Annotated in this window: 1 protein-coding gene; it reads left to right on the forward strand. The window is 42.3% G+C overall.

The window, feature by feature from the left end:
- Nucleotides 1–479: 479 nt before the first annotated feature.
- Nucleotides 480–1,688, forward strand: a complete 1,209-nt coding sequence (locus MV985_RS07800; protein ID WP_297465022.1) for a hypothetical protein — start codon at nucleotides 480–482, stop codon at nucleotides 1,686–1,688.
- Nucleotides 1,689–1,828: the final 140 nt, after the last annotated feature.

Below are 1,828 nucleotides of genomic sequence, written 5' to 3' on the forward strand. Positions count from 1 at the left end.
GCTCCCGCAGGACTGCGGAGCGTAGCGGAGCAGTCCGAGGAAGAACGACCCTTGACGAGGACATAGGCCGCCGACCTTCCAAATTCAAGGTCGGCGGCAATTCAATCAAAGTTTCCTGTCCTTTTTGCAAGTTCCGCCGCCGAAGGCGGCTATCTGTTAGCAAATCTGTTAAAAAATTCTCTATATATCGTAAGAGTATGAGATAAGCGTATAAATACGCTTATCTGTTAACTCGCCGTAAGCCTTTGGAAATCAAGGGGTTCGGGATTTTTTCTTGTTTGAAAACACGCAAATAGGTAATCCTAACTTGTTTGAAAACACGCAAAAACTTGTTTGAAAACACGCAAATAGATGAATCAATTTGTGTGAATTTTACAAGCCTTGATGATGGCATCAAAATTCGGTTATAATAAAATTCAACCAAATCTGAGGTTGGCTTGAAATTAGACACAAAACTAAAGATCGATTTCAACCTTTTAATGAGCGGAACCTGGGTTCTGGAAAAGAAAGGAAAACAAACTCTACACAAGTTTGAGAAAGAACTGGGAGAGGGAAAGGTTGTAATCTACAACGCTTTAGATGTTCCAAGCCCACTTGACAGTAAGGTTTTAGACTTTTTAATGCTAAAAGCCCAGGAGAAAGACTGGGCAAAAGAAATAGAAATTGGTTCTTTGAGACAGATAGCAAAAGAGATTGGTTTGGGAGTTGATAAACGAAGAATTAACCGTCTCAAGTGGAGTTTTGAAATCCTTGTTAATACGAGGATTAGGTTTGAAAACTGTTTTATAGATACGGGAGTTCTCAAGTATTTTGAGGGAAAAACCGAAATAGTTAACATTGGAATTCTATCTGACTATTCGCTGAAGCGAATTAAAGGCCGTGGAAATCCTTTAGCAGTTAAAGTCATCTTTAACGATAACTTCCTTGCCCTCTGCAAATACTCCCTGGGCTACAAGCTCATTCCCTACGCTCCAATCAACGGCCTGAGAGATACTGCCTATGCTCTCTACAAGTGGGCTTGGAGATGGTTCAATGCCGAAAAGGGCTATGGCGAACGCTGGATAGGAGACGGTAAAAAGCTGGTTGAATGGTATAAGAACGAGCTCAACTCAACGGCTAACTACAAGTATCCCGCTGAGGTTCTCCGCCGTATCAGGAGTGCCATAAAGCAACTCAACGAGCACAATCAGGTTCCTTTCATCCTGGAGCTCCATGAGGAGAACGGCAACTACAAAATTGAGATTCATAGAAAAGACCTCTCTACTCTCAAGAGGGAGATTCCCTTTGATAGGCTCCCGAAATTCCTCAGAGACGCCGCTATCAGGCTCATAGAGAAGAAAAAGCACATCAAGGAACCTTACGCCCTTGCCCGTTCTATGAGCTGGAAAGAGTTAGAGGAGCTCCTGAAGAAAGTGCTGATTGTTCCTATTCACGAGAAAACCTGGAGTTTCATTGAGTTTTCGCTGGAGAATATGGAGAACAAAAAGGAGAAAAGGGAGCTCCAGGAAACTATCCTTTCTCACGAAAAAAGGGACAACGGAGAGGTCTTTTTAGCCGTTGAGAAAGCAAGGTTTAAAAAGGGAAACGCCCTTTACAACCTGCTGGATATGTTCTCCCCTAACTGGAGAACTCTGGTTCACGAAGCTGTAGGGTATCTGAAGGAACAGGAGTTAGCAGAAAGGAGCTAACAAACTACCGTGTAGATTTCTCCTTTTGAGGTTCATAAGCAGCATAGAGGAAAATTGCCATAATGAGAATAGCCAAAAGAACTAACAGAATTTTCATTACCAGCATTATCGCCCTCTTAACTGGTTGATTTTTGATTTGT

This window comes from Thermococcus sp., from assembly GCF_027012695.1.
GTDB lineage: Archaea > Methanobacteriota_B > Thermococci > Thermococcales > Thermococcaceae > Thermococcus.

Coding starts and splice junctions, on each gene's coding strand:
- MV985_RS07800 (WP_297465022.1), top strand. CDS start 480: ATGAGCGGAACCTGGGTTCTGGAAAAGAAAGGAAAACAAACTCTACAC.